The organism is Streptacidiphilus pinicola (genome assembly GCF_003258295.1).
GTDB lineage: Bacteria > Actinomycetota > Actinomycetes > Streptomycetales > Streptomycetaceae > Streptacidiphilus > Streptacidiphilus pinicola.
Genome location: NZ_QKYN01000186.1, coordinates 12361 through 28011, shown reverse-complemented (window position 1 = coordinate 28011; position 15651 = coordinate 12361). Strand labels below are relative to the sequence as shown.

Here is a 15651-nt window from a genome sequence, read left to right as displayed (position 1 = left end):
GCGGCTCGGGCAGCCACGGGCCCACGTAGGACTCGCGGGTGGCCCGCGCCGAGGTGAGCCGGTTCAGGGAGAGGTTGGTGACGGTGCGGACCAGGTACGCGCGCGGGTTGGCGACCGCGGTGCGGTCGGTCTGCGACCACTTGAGCCAGGCGTCCTGCAGCACGTCCTCGGCGTCGGCGACGCTGCCGAGCAACCGGTAGGCCGTGCCGAAGAGCAGCCGTCGGTGCTCAGTGACCGCGTCCAGCGCGTCTGCCGTGGCGGGCGCAGCGGACGCATCGGGTGCGCCGACCGTGTCTGCCGCGTCGGGTGCGGGTGAGGGGACTGGTGCCGCAACTTGTTCGATCACGGTGGACAGGGTGCCAGGAGGACGGACGTGGTGTCGGGGAATCGTTCAAGGTGCCCGTCGCAGGCGGGAGATGAGGTTGTCGAGGTCGAGGTGGCGGTGTTCGGTGCCGGGTGCCACCACCGCTGCGGAGAGCTGCAGGAAGCGCTGGAGCTCGGCGGTGTCGCCGCGCAGCAGGGCCGCGTCCCGGCCGCTGCCGAGGGTGATCAGCACCGATCCCTGTCCGTCGGCGGCCGGCCCAGGGGCCGGGCGGATGTGGACGTCGCCGAGGCCGCTCGGGCGGTCGAGGCCTTGGCGCAGGGTGTCGCGCGAGAGCACCCAGGTGACGGAGGTTGCCGGGCCGGTCTGGCAGTGCAGTCGCACGGCGTAGGGGTCGGCCTGGGTGTAGGTGAGCCGGGCGGGGAAGGGAATCTCGTCGCCCGGTCCGGTGATGAGGCGGAGCGCGATCTCGGCGCCGCAGGCGACGCGGACGGCTCGCCCGGCCCGCGCGGAGCAGGCGCCCGGGGCGAAGTCCGGGGCGGAGTCGGCGTCGAGGGCCGGGTCCGGCCCGGTGAGGGTGGGCGGCTCGGGCAGGGCCGGGGGCGTGGCCCGGGCGACCCGGTCGGCGGGCTGGGGCGCGGAGGCCTGGGGAGACGTCACTTCTGCTGCCCTTCGGGGTCTCTGCGGTGTTTGCCGGCCAGGACGCCGCCGGCGCGCGGCGAGGGGAGAGGGGTGGCCTGCAGGCCCTTGGTCAGGCGGCGCCATTCGAGATCCGGCTCACCGGGCACGGTGCGGCCCTCCAGGTGCCAGGCCTTGACCAGGTGCGCGTAGATGGGCTCCTCCGGCTGCTGCCGGAGGCTCTGCCGCGTGGGCGTCTGCGCCGGAGTCTGCTGCCGAGAGGACTGCGGAAACGTTTCTTCCGTTGGTGGAGAGGGGTTCAACGAGTCTGCCGTCATGCCAGGACCAACGACGTGGACGCGTCCGGGCAACTGTCACGGCGCGTTCTCACCCTCGGGGGGACCGAATCGCCGTCGCGCTCCGGGAGAAAACGGGTCGAACCCAACGGCGCCCGGTGCCTATCGTCCTCGCATGACCACCGACTCCCTGCCGCTGCGCCACCGCCTCCGCGACGCGCTCGGCGTCGCGATCAAGGGCCGCGACCGCGTTTCCACCTCCGTGCTGCGCGCCACCCTCGGTGCGATCGAGAACGCCGAGGCCGTCCCCGCGGACACCGCGTCCGCCGGCGGGACGGGTTCCCTCGCCATCGAGGCGACGCCCGTCGGCGTCGGCGCGGCGGAGGTCGCCCGACGTGAGCTGACCGAGGACGACGTCCGCGCGATCGTCCGCGCCGAGGTCGCGGAGCGCGAGCAGGCCGCCGAGACGTACGGCCGCGCCGGCCGCCCGGAGCGGGTCGAGCGGCTTCGCGCCGAGATCGAGGTCCTGGCCGCGTTCGTCTGAGGCGCCCGGCGTCGAACGGGCAGGCCCTAGCCGCGGAACAACATGCTGAGCCCCGAGGCGAAGAGCTCCGGCTCGTCCACTTTGAACGCCGCCCGCTGCACGATGAACCCCTGGAGCGCGGCCATGATCACGCGGGCGACCGCGGCCGGGTCCGCGTCGGCGGGGAGCTCGCCCGCGCGCCGGCGCTCGCTCAGCTCCGCCTCCAGCAACGCGTTGATGCGTCCCAGTCCGGCTCGGACCACGTCGGAGAGCGCGTCGTCGCGCATCGCCTCGGTCCAGATCTGGACGATCAGGCGGGCCTGGTCGTCGTCGTGCAGGGTCTTGATGTGGGCCGTGGGCAGTGAGGCCAGCAGCTCCGGCAGGGGGGCGTCGTGCTGCTGCAGGTGTGCGGCCAGGCTGTCCGTGACGTCGGCGAGGGTCTCCGTCGCGATCGTGCGGATCAGCTCCTCCTTGCCGGAGAAGTAGCGGTAGAACGCGCCTGCGGAGAGGCCGATCTCGTTCAGCAGGTCCTGCATGGACGTCGCGTGGAAGCCGTTGGCGGAGAAGCAGCGCCGGGCGCCCGCCAGGATCTGCCGACGGCGGGCTTCGCTGTGCTCCAGGGATACGCGTGGCATGGATCCAACGTAAAGCGAACGTTCATTCTTGACAACGTCAGCACAGAGGGAGCAGGCTGGTGGGCGTCTTAAAACGAATGTTCATTCTCTATGAAAATGACTATGACGGGAGCCTCGCCCATGAACGCGCGCCTCCGCCCCTACCTGCTGGTCGTCGTCCTGCCGCTGGTCGCCGCCTTCCTGCTGTGGGCGTTCGCCTGGCCGGCGGCGCGGATCGCGCCGCGCTCCCTGCCGCTCGGGGTGGTCGGGTCGGACCCAGCGGTCGTCCGCGTCGAGCAGCAGCTCGCCGCGCACGCCGGCCCCGACGGTTTCGCGATCCACCGCTACACCGACGCCGACGCCGCGCGGACGGCGATCGAGCACCGCGACGTCTACGGCGCGCTGGTGCTGCCGCCCGCGGGTCCGGAGCTGCTCACGGCGTCCGCCGCCTCGCCGGTGGTCGCGACGATGCTGACGCAGCTGGCTGCGGGGACACTGGGGACGACGGTCACGGACGTGGTTCCGCTGCCCGCCGGGGACCCGCACGGGAGCGCGTTCGTCGCGGGCGTGCTGCCGACGGTGATCGCCGGGCTGGGGGCGGGCGCGCTGACGTTCCTGCTCGGCCGCGGGCGCGGCCAGCGGCTGCTGCTCCTGCTCCTCTCCTCCGCCGCGATCGGCGGGGCCGCGGTGGCGGTGTCCCAGGGCTGGCTCGGGGTGCTGACCGGTAGGGCGGTCGCCAACGTCGGGGTGGTCTCGCTGACGGTGCTCGCCGTCTCCTCGGCGGTCTGCGGGTTCGCGGTGCTGCTCGGCCACAAGGGGATCGGGATCGGCTCGCTGGTGCTGATGCTGCTCGGCAACGCCTGGTCCGGCGCGGCGTCCGCGCCCGAGCTGCTGCCGGGCGCGGCCTACTGGGTCGGCCGACTGCTCCCCGCCGGGGCCGGGGCGACGGCGCTGCGCGACAGCGCGTACTTCGGCGGGCACGCGCTCGGCTTCCCGCTGACCGTGCTGGGCGCCTGGGCCGTCTTCGGCCTCGGCCTCGTCGCCCTGGCGGGCCACCGCGCCCCGAAGCGCTCCCCGAAGCTCGTCGCGACCGGCGGCGCAACGGCGCTCAGCGCGCCCACGGGCGCGCGGCCCGAGCCGGAGGCCGCGCTCACCGCGACCGGTCCGGCCGGGGAGATCACGCACACCCTCCCCATCGGAGCCACGGCGGTCACGATCACCATCACCAGCGCGAACGCGGGCGCGACGGTGTGACCCGCCGGCCGCGTGTCGGCGGACCCCCGCGCCGGGGGAAATCGCCTCGCCGCGTCCCGGCCGGACGGTTAGCGTTCGGGACATGGCGAACCCTCAGACTTCCGCGTCCGGTCGCAGCGCCGTGGGCGACGACGACTTCACCGAGCTGCTGCCCGAGACGCGGCGTGCCCTCGCGCACCGGCTGGCTGTCGCGCAGCGGGACGGGCGGTTGCCCGGGGTCGTGGCGGCGGTGGTGCGGGACGGGGAGCGGCGGTGGTGGGGCTCGCGCAGCATGGTGGAGGGGCACGCGCCGGACCCGGACACCCAGTTCCGGATCGGGTCGATCACCAAGACCTTCGTCGCCGTGCTGGTGATGCGGCTGCGGGACGAGGGACAGCTGGAGCTGTCGGATCCGATCGGCCGGTACCTGCCCGCCGTCGGTCCGGCGGTCGGTGAGGTGACGATCCGCCAGCTGCTGGCGCACACCTCGGGGCTGAGCAACGAGCCGCCCGGCCCGTGGTGGGAGCGGACCGACGGCGCGCTGCGCCCTGAGCTCGCGGACCTGCTGATGCACCCGCCGCTGCGGCACGAGCCGGGCCGGGTCTTCCACTACTCCAACGTCGGCTACGGGCTGCTGGGCGCGCTGGTCGAGCAGCTGCGCGGGGACGACTGGTACACCGTGCTGCACCGCGAGGTGCTGCGCCCGCTGGGGATGCGCCGGACCACGGCTGTGCCCGACATGCCGCACGCGGGCGGCTGGGCGGTGCACCCGTGGGCGGAGGTGATCCTCTCCGAGCCGCTGCAGCAGACCGGGCGGATGGCGCCGGCGGGGCAGCTCTGGTCCACGGTCGACGACCTCGTCCGCTGGGCGGCGTTCCTGGCCGAGGGGGACGAGCGCGTCCTCGCGGTGGAGACGGTGCTCGAGATGCGCGAGAGCCAGGCGAACGGCGACGAGCAGTACGGGCTCGGTCTGCTGCTGCGTCAGGCGGGTGACCTCCCGATGGTCGGGCACGCAGGCTCGATGCCCGGCTTCCTGGCGGACGTGTGGATCGTGCCCGGGACGGGTCTCGGCGTCGTGGCGCTGACGAACGCCACCACCAGTGCCGGCCCGGCCTTCCGCGAGCTCGCTTCCGACCTGCTGCGGATCGTCGCCGAGCGCGAACCGCGGATCCCGGAGCCGTGGCGGCCGCTGACCTCGTACGATCCGGAGGTGCTGGCGCTGACCGGCCCCTGGTACTGGGGCCCGGCGGGCTTCGCGCTGCGTCTGGTCGGCGAGGGCGACGAGCTGGAGCTGACGCCGCTCACCGGCCCGGGCGGCCGCGCGACGCGGCTGCACCGCGCGGAGGACGGCGAGGGCTGGGTCGCCGAGGGCGGCTACTGGCACGGCGAGCCGATGCGCGTGGTGCGCGACGCCGAGGGCGGGATCACCCATCTGGACCTGGCCACCTTCGTGTTCACCCGGGAGCCCTACCCGGCGGACGGCCCGGTCCCGGACGGGGTCGACCCGGCGGGCTGGCGCGCCGAGAAGTGGTGACATCCCTGGCGAAGGGCTGTCATTTGCCATCATTCGGATAGAACGGGCCGCGCCGAGGCGGACCCCGAACAGGTCACACCGACAGGACAGCGGCTGCTGCGAGGCGGGAGACGGGAGAGGCGAGCGATGGCGAGGAAGCGCGGTCGGGCCTCCGGCACTCCGGAACAGCCCGAGCAGCCGACGACACCGGTCGAGCAGATCACGGACGTCCCGGAGTGGGAGGCCCCGGTGCCGGAGCCCCCGGCGCCGGAGCGCGTCCCGCTCGAGGTGGACGTGTTCACCGGGCCCGAGTCCGCCTTCTTCGCCACCTCCTCGCTGGTCCTCGGTCCGCGGCACGCGCTGCTGGTCGACACCCAGCTGACCCGCAGCGCCGGGCGGGAGCTCGCGGAGTGGGTGGCCGGCAAGGCCCGCACCCTCGCCGCGATCGTGATCACGCACCCGCACCCGGACCACTACTTCGGCACGGAGGAGGTGCTCCGGCTCTTCCCGGGCACTCCCGTCTACGCCGACGCGTCGGTGATCGAGGAGATCACCCGTACCGGCCTGGCCAAGGTCGAGCAGTGGCAGCAGGTCTACGGCGACGACGTGACCTCCGGGCCGATCGTCCCCGGGCCGATGCCGACCGACACGATGCTGATCGACGGCTCGCCCGTGCACATGCTGGCGATCGGGCAGGGCGACTGCGCGGCCTCCACGGTCGTGCACGTGCCGTCCGCGCGCACGGTGATCGGCGGGGACGTGGTCTTCAACGGCACCCACCTGTGGACCGCCGACACCACGCCCGAGCAGCGCGCGGACTGGCTGGCCAGCCTGGAGACGGTGCGCGGGCTGGAACCGGACCGCGTCGTTGCGGGCCACCGGGCACCGGGTCAGGACGACGACGCGGCGCGCGTCATCGCCTTCACCGGTGACTACCTGCGTGAGTTCGACGCGCATCTGACCGAGCACCCGCACGACCCGGAGGCGCTGGCCGCCGCCGTCAACGAGACCTACGGCGAGTTGACGCTCCCCGTCATGCTGCGCTTCGGGGTGCAGGCCAACACCTCGCGCTGAGGCCGTCGGTCGAACCCGCGCGTCGTCCGGGCTGGCGTTGACGTCGGCGGCAAGGTCTACGGTCGAGTCATGCGCATCGGTGAGCTGGCCCGGAAGGCGGGCACGACGACGCGGACCCTCCGCTACTACGAGGCCCGCGGGCTGCTGCCCGCCCGTCGCGGTGAGAACGGCTATCGCCGTTACGACGAGGAGGATCTGCGGCTGCTGCACCAGATCCGGTTGCTGCAGGACTTCGGCTTCGAGCTGGAGGAGACCCGCCCGTTCGTCGACTGTCTGCGGGCGGGGCATCCCAGTGGCGACTCCTGTCCGGCCTCCCTGGAGGTCTACCGGCGCAAGCTCGCCGAACTGGACGCGGTGATCGAGCGGCTGCAGCAGGTGCGCGAGCAGGTCGGTTCACAGCTGGCGCGCGCGGAGGTGGAGGTCTCGGCGGAGACACCGCCCGTGCCGCGCTGCGAGCTGACCGAGGTTCAGGTCGATGCTTCCGAAAGGGGAGAGGGCGATGGCGGGGACGACTGAGCACGTCGCGGCGGTGACCGACGCCGAGTTCGAGAGCCGGGTGCTGGCGAGCGAGCTGCCGGTGCTGGTGGAGTTCACCGCGGACTGGTGCCCGCCGTGCCGGATGATGGCACCGGTGCTGGCCGAGCTGGCCGCGGAGCGTGCGGACGAGCTGCACGTCGTGGCGCTCGACGTGGACACCAATCCGCGCACGCAGAGCCGCTATGGGGTGCTGTCCATGCCGACGCTGATGCTCTTCCGCGGCGGCGAGCCGGTGTGGACGGCGGTCGGCGCGCGGGCCAAGCGACGGCTGGGGCAGGAGCTGTCCGAGGCGTTGGAGCGCAGTGCCGTTTCGCCCGTTTCGGGTGGGGGCGCGCCAGCGTAGCGCGTCGTCGGTCCGTGCGCGCCGTTCTTCACGCTATTGGGCGGGCCTCTCGTCACCCCGTGCCAGTCTCCGAGGCAGGTACGGACCCGACGGGAGATGAAGCTCCAAGGTGTCGATCGGAAGCGCTCTCAATCGAAACAGCCGCTCCCGCACGCGCGGAGCGGACCGACGGAACGGAAAAGCCGCCCCGCCCGCCGGGCCGGCTCAGGCGGCCGAGGTACCGAAGGCTCCCGAGGCCTCGCTGTTGACGGTTCCGGAGGAGCCGCCGGAACCCGGGCAGCCACTCGAACCGGCGGCTCCCGGGTCCGCGGGTCCGGTCGCGGGCCCCGCGGCAGCAGGGGAGACGGCCGCGGCGCCGGGGCAGGAGCTCGAGCTGCGGCCGGGTGGCTTCACGCCGATGATCGCCAACGCGCCGGCGCTCAACTGGGTGGGCCCGGACGACGAGTGGACCCGCGCCTGGGCGGCGCCGGCGGCGTCGGTCGGGCCGCCGGCGCCGCTGCCGATCGCGCCCGCACCGGCGCCGACACCCCAGGGCATTCCGGCCGCGCCGCTGCCACCCCCGCCCATGCCGCTGCCCGGCTCGGTCGTGGCGGTCGTGCCGCTGTCCTCCCGTCAGCGGGCCGCCTCCGCCCAGAAGGCCGCTCAGCGGGCGACCGCCGGGCAGCCGACGTCCGCGCACCAGCCGACCGCACCGCACCGGCCGCCGCATCCGACGGCCGCCCCGGGGGTGCCGGGCGCGGCCGGCGGCGTCGGCCCGATCGGGCCGACGCCGCAGGACATCGTGCTGATCCGGCGCAGCCTCGCCGTGATCGAGCCGATCGCGGACCGGGCGACGGCGCACTTCTACGCCGTGCTCTTCCTCGCCCGGCCCGAGCTGCGGGCGCTGTTCCCCGCCGCGATGGACGTCCAGCGCGACCGGCTGTTCCGCGCCCTGCTGGCCGCGGGGCGGGCGGCGGACAACCCGCCGGAGCTGGCCGCGTACCTGGAGAAGCTGGCGCGCGGTCACCGTCGTTACGGCGTACGGGACGAGCACTACGCACCGGTCGGAGCGGCTCTGCGGGCGGCGCTGGAACGTTACTGCGGGCGGGAGTGGAACGCGGACACCGCGCAGGCCTGGGACCGGGTCTACGCCGGGGTCTCGCAGGTCATGATGGCCGCGGCGGCGCATGACGCGCAGATCTCGCCGGCCTGGTGGCAGGGCGAGGTGCAGTCGGTCGAGGCGGTCACCCGCGACATCGCCGTGGTGACGCTGCGGACCGACCACCCCTACCCCTACCGGTCCGGCCAGTACGCCAGCGTCGAGGTGCCGTGGTGGCCGCGGGTGTGGCGCAACTACTCACTCGCCTCGCCCTCCGCCGCCTCCCCCGCGTCGGCGGGCGCCGCGGCGGACGGGCTGCTGCGGCTGCACGTCAAGGCGGTGCCGGCGGGCTGGGTCAGCAACGCGCTGGTGCACCGGGCGCAGCCGGGCGACGTGGTGCGGCTCGGTCCGGCGCAGGGACGGATGGTGGTGGATCCCCAGCAACAGGACCCGTTGCTGCTGGTCGGCGGCGGCACGGGCGTCGCACCGCTGCTGGCGATCGTCGAGGAGCTGGCCCTGGCGGGCGCGCGCCGCACGGTGGAGCTCCACTACGGCGCACGGCGCGCCGAGGAGTTGTACGCGCTGACGGCGCTGCAGGAGCTGGACCGGCGACTGCCGTGGCTCTCGGTGCGTCCGGCCGTGGCGGAGCCCGCGCCGGGCACCGCCACGGCACCGGGTACGGAACGCGGCCTGCTCTCCGAGGTGATCGCGCGCAGCGGCCCGTGGGAGGGCTACCGCGCGTGCCTCAGCGGCCCGTCGGCGATGATCCGGCGCACCCGCGCCGTGCTGGCGGACGCGGGGGTGCCGGCGGAGCACATGCTGTACGACCTCGAGGAGGACGGGCAGCCGTGAGACTCGGCCGGCAGGGCCGCCGGGACCGCCTGGACCACGGGGACCGCCTGCCTCGCTATCCCGAGCCGAGGTCGTCGGCGAGCAGTGACCGGACGCCCTCGATGTTCGCCGCGAGATAGGCCCGCAGCGAGGGCGGGACGACGTTGACCGCCGTCACGCCCTCCCGGGTGAAGGGGAGTCGGACCACCTCGTACTCGCCGACCGGCGCGTCCACCTCGGGGCCGTGCCGACGGGAGAGGTCCATCGAGCTGAGCCGGCAGACGAAGAAGTGCTGCACCTTCACACCGTGAGGGTGCAGCTCGGTGCCGTCCTCGTGATGCGTGTGGGAGACCGTGTCGACGAATGCCGGAACGATGTCCGTCGCCTTGCCGCCCAGCTCCTCCGACAGCTCGCGGTGGAGGGCGTCGACGACGGTGGCGTCGCTCGGCTCCATTCCGCCGCCGGGGGTGATCCAGTACGGGGGGCGTCCGGGTTTGGTCCGCTTGATCATGACGAGCTCGGGGCCGTCGGGGCCGTCGTCCAGCAGGATCGCGCGCGCCGTGCGCTTCACCACCGGACGCGGGGCGTGTCGTGCTGCGTGTGTCGCGGGTTGTGCCACCACGTTGGGAGTGTGCCGCGGGGGGCGTGAGGTGAAACCCGATGCGCCAACACGCCGTGGCGTAGCCCCGCCGAACGGCGGGGTGAGGAGTACACCGGAGGAGCAGACATTTCCCCCTTTCAGTGGGCATGATGTGGAGGAGTTGCGTCCATATGGCATATGCCCAGGGAGTTGAGATGGCCAGGGAGAAGGCCGCGGACAAGGCTGCGCCGACGCTGATCGGGTCGGTCCAACGCGCTCTGCGGCTGCTCGAGGCCGTCGGCGAGCACCGCTCGGGCGCGACCGCCAAGCAACTCGCCCGCAAGGCCGGACTGCCGCTGGGCACCACGTACCACCTGCTGCGCACCCTCGCCCACGAGGGCTACCTGCAGCGCGTCGACGGCGCCTACGTCTACGGCCACGCCGTCGGCGAGCTCGGCCGCCACCGCGAACTGCGCGAGGGGCGTGCGGCGATCGGCACCGCGCTGACGCGGCTGCGGGACGAGCTGGGCGCCGCGACCTACTTCGCCACCTACCGTGACGGCGAACTCGACGTGGTCGACGTCAGCGACGGGCCCGGCCTGGAGGCGGTGGAGGAGTGGGCCGACTTCCGGATCACCGGCAACGCGCACGCCATCGGACAGTGCCTGCTCGGCCAACTCGACCGGGAAGGCCGCCTTGACTACTTCTCGCGTCACCGTCCGCAGTCGCTGACGCGGCGGACGGTGACCGAGACGAGTGTGCTGATGCGCCGTCTGGAGGGCCGTCCGCACGGCCGGCCGGTGCTGGAGCAGCAGGAGTACATGCCCGGCGTCGTCTGTGCGGCTGTCCCGATCATGGTGGGCGCGGCCGTCTGCACGATCGCCCTCTCCCTGCCCGTCGCCCAGTCCCATCGACTCCCCGCGGCCGCGGACCGGCTGGCCGCCCGGGTCGGCTCGGTGATGGACCGGCTCTCGTTCAGCATTTGAAAACCTCGCTCTTGGGGCCGAGTGCGGACAAAAGCGACGATGGTCGCGCACGCGGTAGCGAAAGACACGCAGTGGCGACACGCAGTACCGAACTGACGACGGGGATCGAGAGGTACCGCAATGAAGATGCAGAGCCTGGTCAAAGGCCACCTGGTGATGAGCCTGCTCGTCTCCGCGGAACTGGCGTTCGACACCGGCGTGGAGCTCGCCTACGACCCGGGCGACCCGTTGGCGATCCGCCTCACCTTCCACCTGCCCGGTGATCCGCCGGTCAGCTGGATCTTCGGCCGGGAGCTGCTGCTGGACGGGATCACCCGTCCCAGCGGGGAGGGTGACGTGCGGGTCTGGCCCGTACCGGGCCCGGACGAGGACTTCATGGACGTCTGCGTCGAGCTGCGCTCGACCGAGGGTGCGGCGGTGCTGCGCTCCCCCGCGGTGCCGCTGATCTCGTTCCTCGGCCGGACCGATCGTGTGCTCCCGATGGGACAGGAGCACACGATCGCCGACCTCGATCGGGAGCTGGAAGCCATCCTGGGCCAGTAGCCCGGTCGCCCCAGGAGCTCAGGGGTTCAGTCCTCGTCGCGGATCACCAGGTGCAGGCCCCAGGCCACGAGGCTGATGATCAGCGAGCCGAGCAGCGCCGGCACGAAACCGGTCACGGTGAAGTCCAGGCTGAGCTTGCCCGAGGCCCAGGAGGTCAGCCACAGCATCAGCGCGTTGATCACGAAGGTGATCAGGCCCAGGGTGAGAATGAACAGCGGCAGCGAGAACAGCTTGACCAGCGGCTTGACGAAGAAGTTCACCACGCCGAAGACCAGGGCGACGAGCACCAGGGTCAGCGCCTTGTGCTGCCAGTCGGACGCGGTCAGGTCGATGCCTTTGACGAGCCAGGCCGCCACGCCGATGGCGGCGGCGTTGATCAGGGTCTTGAGTACGAACTTCATCATGTCGTGATCGTTGCAGCCGGTGACCGTCAGCGGTAGTCCCGAAGGCTGGTTGAATGGCGCGCATGAAGCTCTTCCGGATGGACGACCTCGATGCCGAGCGGTCCGCCAACGAGGGCGCGTACCTGCGCTTTCTCCGTGAACACACGATGTCCGCGGGCCTGTACGCGCTGAACGCGGGCGAGCTGGACACCCAGAACGCACACCCGCAGGACGAGCTCTACGTGGTCGTCACCGGCCGTGGGGCGATCACGGTGGGCGAGGAGTCCTCGATGGTCGCCCGCGGCACCGTCGTCTTCGTCCCGGCCGGGGTCCCGCACCACTTCCACCACATCAGCGAGGACCTGCGGGTTCTCGTGGTCTTCTCTCCTCCTGAGGGTTGATCCGGGGGCTGATCTGAGGGTGCTCCCTGACTGGCCTGATCAGGGTCTTATCCGGGTCTTCTCAGGGGCAGGAACTCTTCGTTGCGGCCTGCCGCGCCCGTACGATCGAAGACGTAATCAGGACACCCGAGGGGGAGGACGGACATCATGACTGAACTGTGGAAGGCGCTCCCCGGATGGGTGCGGAACATCGTGGTCCCGATCGTGGCGATCGTCATCGCGTGGTGGGTGCTGTCGGCGATCGTCGGCATCGTCTTCGGGCTGATGACCTTCGTGATCAAGGCACTGCTGGTGGTCGCGCTGGGCGCGGTGGTCGTGATCCTGGTGAAGAAGGCATCCAAGAGCTGACGTGAGCTCAAGCAGTGAGGGCCGGCCGCGGAGCAGAGCGGCCGGCCCTCAGCTGATTCGGTGGATCAGTTACCGGCGTCGGCGGTGGGATGCCCGGCCTTGGGCCGGAACAGGCGGTGGTTCGGTCACGTCGGGAACATCCCGCGAGGCCACGAACGCCGCCAGCGCCGTCGTCAGCGGGACCGACGCGATCAGGCCGATGCTGCCGACGAGGGTGCGCACGACCTCCTCGGCGACGATCTCGCTGGTCGCCACCTGCCAGACGCCGCGGTGGGAGAGCGAGAAGAGCAGCATCAGCGGCAGGGCCGCGCCCGCGTAGGCCATGACCAGGGTGTTGACCGTCGAGGCGATGTGGTCCCGCCCGATCCGGATCGCCGCGCGGTACAGGGCGCGGGCGTTCAGGTCGGGGTTGGCGGCGTGGAGCTCCCAGACGCTGCTCGACTGGGTGACCGTCACGTCGTTGAGGACACCGAGCGAGCCGATGATGACCCCGGCGAGCAGCAGGCCGGGCAGTTGGATGCCGGGGAAGAGCGAGTGGACGAAGGCCGTCTCGTCGGAGGTGTTGCCGGTGAGCCGGGTCAGCCCGATGAAGGTCTGCCCGAGCGCGCCGATCAGCGCCAGTGAGGCCATCGTGCCGAGCACCGCGACGGAGGTGCGGGCCGAGAAGCCGTGGCAGAGGTAGAGCGCGAGCAGCATGATCAGGCTGCCGCCCACGACGGCGACGGCGAGCGGCGGTTCGCCGCCGAGGATCGCCGGGAGCACGAAGAAGGACAGCACCAGGAAGCTGATCGCCAGCGCGACCAGCGCAGCCAGCCCGCGCAGCCGGCCGACCAGGACGACCGCGACCGCGAACACCCCCGCGAGCAGCGCGACGGGGAAGCTGCGGTCGGCGTCCTCGACGGTGTACTGGAGGGCCGCGGGCGCGCTGGGCGAGTAGTCCACGACGATCTTCTCGCCCGCGGAGTACACCGCCGTCTGGTCCGGGGTCAGCGTCTGGGTGACGCTGCGGCCTACGTCCTTGCCGCTGGTCAGCTGGAAGGTGATGGCGGTGCAGCTGCCGGAGTTCGCACTGTTCGCGGTGGATTGTCCGCAGGAGACGGAGCGGGTGGCCGTCACGGTGCCGTTGACGGTGATCTGGTCGAAGCCGGTCCCGGTCGGGGCGTGCGCGGGCAGCGGCGCGGGCCAGAGCAGCCACAGTCCCGACAGCACCGCGAGTGCGAACGGCACGAGCACCGCGGCCAGCAGCACGCGCAGGCGCGCGGACGCGGGGCTCGCCGGACCGTGGTCGTGCGCGTGTCCGTGCCCGTGTTCGTGCGGATGCTGATGCGGAGGCGAGTGCTCCGCCACGTGGTGCTCTGCCACGCGCGAACGGTACCCCCTGTCCACGGGGCAACACAGCCCTGGCCAAGGACTGCCACTCCTCGCTACCGTGTTCACCATCTCATCTGTAGACGCGGGAGCTCGGAGCACCGGGCTGAGAGGGCGCTGACATCGCTGCGCCGACCGCAGGAACCTGACCGGGTAATGCCGGCGTAGGGAGTAGTGGGTCTGATGACCACGCACGACAACACGCAGCAGAAGTCTGTCTCCGACGTCTCCGAGCAGGCCGGCACGGCCTCCAGCACCCAGGGCGGATACCCGACCCCGGCCTGGCGCAAGGCGTACCACCAGGGCCCCCGGCCCGATCTGCGCGTCCCGTACCGCGAGGTGCTGTTGAGCACGGGTGGCACCGTGCCGCTGTACGACACCTCCGGCCCGTACACCGATCCCGCCTTCGAACCGGACGTCCGCCGCGGTCTGCCACCGCTGCGCGACGCCTGGATCAGCCAGCGCGGGGACGTCGAGGACTACCACGGGCGCGAGCCGCGCCCGGAGGACGACGGCCTCAAGCACACCTCGCCGCGCGGCGTGGTCCTCGGCTCCGGGCTGGACAACCTCGACGCGGTCTTCCCCGGCCGTCCGCGCCGCCCGCGTCGCGGCCGCGACGGCGCGGCGGTCACCCAACTCGCGTACGCGAAGCGGGGGATCGTCACGCCCGAGATGGAGTTCGTGGCGCTGCGCGAGAGCATGTCGGCCGAGACCGTCCGCGAGGAGATCGCGGCCGGCCGCGCGGTGCTGCCGGCGAACGTGAACCACCCGGAGTCGGAGCCGATGATCATCGGCTCGAAGTTCCTGGTGAAGATCAACGCCAATATCGGCAACTCCGCGGTGACCTCCTCGATCGAGGAGGAGGTGGAGAAGATGTCCTGGGCCACGCGCTGGGGCGCGGACACCGTCATGGACCTCTCCACCGGCCGCAACATCCACACCACCCGCGAGTGGATCCTGCGCAACTCCCCCGTCCCGATCGGCACGGTGCCGCTGTACCAGGCGCTGGAGAAGGTCGACGGCCGGGCGGAGGAGCTCAGTTGGGACGTCTACCGGGACACCGTGATCGAGCAGTGCGAGCAGGGCGTCGACTACATGACGGTCCACGCCGGCGTGCTGCTGCGCTACGTCCCGCTGACGGCGCGCCGCAAGACCGGCATCGTCTCGCGCGGCGGTTCGATCATGGCGGCCTGGTGTCTGGCGCACCACGAGGAGAACTTCCTCTACACGCACTTCGACGAGCTCTGCGAGATCCTCCGCGCCTACGACGTCACCTACTCGCTGGGCGACGGCCTGCGCCCGGGCTCGATCGCGGACGCCAACGACGAGGCCCAGTTCGCGGAGCTGCAGACGCTGGGTGAGCTCGGCCGGATCGCGCGTTCGCACGACGTCCAGGTGATGATCGAGGGCCCGGGCCACGTCCCGATGCACAAGATCAAGGAGAACATGGATCTCCAGAAGGAGATCTGCGACGAGGCGCCGTTCTACACCCTCGGCCCGCTGACGACGGACGTGGCGCCCGGCTACGACCACATCACCTCGGGTATCGGCGCGGCGATGATCGCCTGGTGGGGCACGGCGATGCTCTGCTACGTCACGCCCAAGGAGCACCTCGGCCTGCCGAACCGCGACGACGTCAAGACGGGCGTGATCACCTACAAGATCGCCGCCCACGCCGCGGACGTGGCCAAGGGCCACCCCTCTGCCCAGGCCTGGGACGACGCCCTCTCCGACGCGCGCTTCGAGTTCCGCTGGGAGGACCAGTTCAACCTGGCCCTCGACCCGGAGACCGCCCGCGACTTCCACGACGAGACCCTCCCGGCCGCCCCGGCCAAGACGGCCCACTTCTGCTCCATGTGCGGACCGAAGTTCTGCTCGATGAAGATCAGTCGAACCGTCATGGACCTCTACGCCGACGCCGACGGTGTGAACGGCGACGACGCCACGGTCGTGGCGGGGATGAAGTCCAAGTCCGAGGAGTTCGCCGCCTCGGGCCACAAGGTGTACCTGCCGGTCGTCGACTGATCGGCAACGCCGACGGGCCGGCCTGCACATCGTGC

Annotated in this window: 19 protein-coding genes and 1 riboswitch; of the genes, 12 read left to right on the top strand and 7 right to left on the bottom strand. The window is 72.0% G+C overall.

The window, feature by feature from the left end; all coding sequences use genetic code 11:
* The 3 genes from DN069_RS42120 to DN069_RS39270 all read right to left on the bottom strand — a co-directional run.
* Window positions 1–244: sigma factor (locus DN069_RS42120; protein WP_424556359.1), on the bottom strand; the 244-nt coding region annotated here is incomplete at its 3' end.
* A 147-nt stretch (window positions 245–391) separates the two neighbouring features.
* Window positions 392–982, bottom strand: coding sequence for an SsgA family sporulation/cell division regulator (locus DN069_RS35570; protein WP_116513718.1), 591 nt, complete (start codon window positions 980–982; stop codon window positions 392–394).
* Window positions 979–1278 carry a hypothetical protein gene (locus DN069_RS39270; protein WP_116513717.1) on the bottom strand — a complete coding sequence of 100 codons (300 nt, stop codon included), beginning with the start codon at window positions 1276–1278 and terminating at the stop codon, window positions 979–981. The genes DN069_RS35570 and DN069_RS39270 overlap by 4 nt, the downstream gene beginning before the upstream one ends.
* A 133-nt stretch (window positions 1279–1411) precedes the next feature.
* Here DN069_RS39270 and DN069_RS35565 point away from each other — a divergent pair, with 133 nt between their 5' ends.
* Window positions 1412–1780 carry a GatB/YqeY domain-containing protein gene (locus DN069_RS35565; protein WP_111507387.1) on the top strand — a complete coding sequence of 123 codons (369 nt, stop codon included), beginning with the start codon at window positions 1412–1414 and terminating at the stop codon, window positions 1778–1780.
* Window positions 1781–1806: 26 nt separating this feature from the next.
* Here DN069_RS35565 and DN069_RS35560 read toward each other — a convergent pair whose 3' ends face one another.
* The gene (locus tag DN069_RS35560) at window positions 1807–2394 is read right to left on the bottom strand and encodes a TetR/AcrR family transcriptional regulator (RefSeq protein WP_111507386.1); all 588 of its coding nucleotides are present in this window, start codon (window positions 2392–2394) and stop codon (window positions 1807–1809) included.
* A gap of 120 nt (window positions 2395–2514) precedes the next feature.
* Here DN069_RS35560 and DN069_RS35555 point away from each other — a divergent pair, with 120 nt between their 5' ends.
* From DN069_RS35555 to DN069_RS42530, 6 genes are all read left to right on the top strand, one after another.
* Window positions 2515–3627 carry an ABC transporter permease gene (locus tag DN069_RS35555; protein WP_207892382.1) on the top strand — a complete coding sequence of 371 codons (1113 nt, stop codon included), beginning with the start codon at window positions 2515–2517 and terminating at the stop codon, window positions 3625–3627.
* Between the two features lie 82 nt (window positions 3628–3709).
* Entirely contained in the window at window positions 3710–5140 is a 1431-nt protein-coding gene (locus tag DN069_RS35550; RefSeq protein ID WP_111507385.1) for a serine hydrolase domain-containing protein, read from the top strand.
* A gap of 126 nt (window positions 5141–5266) precedes the next feature.
* The gene (locus tag DN069_RS35545) at window positions 5267–6193 is read left to right on the top strand and encodes an MBL fold metallo-hydrolase (protein ID WP_111507384.1); all 927 of its coding nucleotides are present in this window, start codon (window positions 5267–5269) and stop codon (window positions 6191–6193) included.
* Between the two features lie 69 nt (window positions 6194–6262).
* Window positions 6263–6709, top strand: coding sequence for a MerR family transcriptional regulator (locus DN069_RS35540; protein WP_111507383.1), 447 nt, complete (start codon window positions 6263–6265; stop codon window positions 6707–6709).
* Window positions 6693–7073, top strand: coding sequence for a thioredoxin (trxA, locus tag DN069_RS35535; RefSeq protein WP_111507382.1), 381 nt, complete (start codon window positions 6693–6695; stop codon window positions 7071–7073). Before DN069_RS35540 ends, trxA begins: the two co-directional genes overlap by 17 nt.
* Before the next feature lie 397 nt (window positions 7074–7470).
* Entirely contained in the window at window positions 7471–9003 is a 1533-nt protein-coding gene (locus tag DN069_RS42530; RefSeq protein ID WP_111507381.1) for a globin domain-containing protein, read from the top strand.
* 55 nt (window positions 9004–9058) lie between these two features.
* Here the strand turns inward: DN069_RS42530 and DN069_RS35525 are convergent, their stop codons facing one another.
* Window positions 9059–9553: an NUDIX hydrolase gene (locus DN069_RS35525; protein WP_243640203.1), complete on the bottom strand. Its 495-nt coding sequence runs from the start codon at window positions 9551–9553 to the stop codon at window positions 9059–9061.
* A 224-nt stretch (window positions 9554–9777) separates the two neighbouring features.
* On the opposite strand from DN069_RS35525, the gene DN069_RS35520 reads away from it, so the two are divergent.
* Window positions 9778–10548, top strand: a complete 771-nt coding sequence (locus DN069_RS35520) for an IclR family transcriptional regulator (protein WP_111507379.1) — start codon at window positions 9778–9780, stop codon at window positions 10546–10548.
* A gap of 126 nt (window positions 10549–10674) precedes the next feature.
* Window positions 10675–11091 carry an SsgA family sporulation/cell division regulator gene (locus tag DN069_RS35515; protein WP_165845784.1) on the top strand — a complete coding sequence of 139 codons (417 nt, stop codon included), beginning with the start codon at window positions 10675–10677 and terminating at the stop codon, window positions 11089–11091.
* Window positions 11092–11117: 26 nt separating this feature from the next.
* Here DN069_RS35515 and DN069_RS35510 read toward each other — a convergent pair whose 3' ends face one another.
* On the bottom strand, window positions 11118–11495 hold the full coding sequence (locus tag DN069_RS35510; protein ID WP_111507378.1) for a phage holin family protein: 378 nt from the start codon (window positions 11493–11495) through the stop codon (window positions 11118–11120).
* Window positions 11496–11557: 62 nt separating this feature from the next.
* Between DN069_RS35510 and DN069_RS35505 the strand changes: the two genes are divergently transcribed.
* Window positions 11558–11875 carry a cupin domain-containing protein gene (locus DN069_RS35505; RefSeq protein ID WP_111507391.1) on the top strand — a complete coding sequence of 106 codons (318 nt, stop codon included), beginning with the start codon at window positions 11558–11560 and terminating at the stop codon, window positions 11873–11875.
* 147 nt (window positions 11876–12022) lie between these two features.
* Window positions 12023–12223, top strand: a complete 201-nt coding sequence (locus DN069_RS35500) for a DUF5326 family protein (protein WP_111507377.1) — start codon at window positions 12023–12025, stop codon at window positions 12221–12223.
* Window positions 12224–12292: 69 nt separating this feature from the next.
* Here DN069_RS35500 and DN069_RS35495 read toward each other — a convergent pair whose 3' ends face one another.
* Complete coding sequence (locus DN069_RS35495; RefSeq protein ID WP_243640201.1) at window positions 12293–13585, bottom strand: YibE/F family protein; 1293 nt, start codon at window positions 13583–13585, stop codon at window positions 12293–12295.
* Between the two features lie 81 nt (window positions 13586–13666).
* Window positions 13667–13779, top strand: a riboswitch (TPP riboswitch).
* Between DN069_RS35495 and thiC the strand changes: the two genes are divergently transcribed.
* Window positions 13775–15616, top strand: coding sequence for a phosphomethylpyrimidine synthase ThiC (thiC, locus tag DN069_RS35490; protein ID WP_111507390.1), 1842 nt, complete (start codon window positions 13775–13777; stop codon window positions 15614–15616). Its footprint overlaps the riboswitch before it by 5 nt.
* Window positions 15617–15651: the final 35 nt, after the last annotated feature.